Annotated in this window: 1 protein-coding gene; it reads left to right on the top strand. The window is 66.5% G+C overall.

All coding sequences use genetic code 11. The features are described from left to right. Positions 1 to 334: phage late control D family protein (locus QCD69_RS22535; protein WP_301253577.1), on the top strand; the 334-nt coding region annotated here is incomplete at both ends.

Here is a 334-nt window from a genome sequence, read left to right as displayed (position 1 = left end):
CCGAGGGCATCAGCGTGTGGGAGATGGAGGACAGCGTGACGCCGGGCATCTACAGCATAGACGACTACGACTTCCGCAAGCCGAACGCGTGGATGCTGCAGGCGCGGCAGAACCCGGCGTCGCCGGCACCGGGGCAGATAGACGTGTACGACTGGCCGGGGCACTTCGTGGACCACGACCACGGGGAGCACTACGCGAAAATCCGCCAGGAGGTGTGGCAGGTGGAGCACCAGCAGATAAGCGCGGTGGGCACGGCGCTGGGGCTGGCGCCGGGGAACACCTTCACGCTGCTGAACGCGCCGTTCTTCAGCGACAACGGCGAGTACCTGACGGT

The sequence above is a fragment of the Erwinia sp. PsM31 genome, assembly GCF_030433775.1.
In the GTDB taxonomy this organism is placed as follows: Bacteria; Pseudomonadota; Gammaproteobacteria; order Enterobacterales; family Enterobacteriaceae; genus Erwinia; species Erwinia aeris.
Note: the sequence above shows the minus strand (reverse complement) of the source record. Positions and strands in the feature narration are given on the sequence as shown.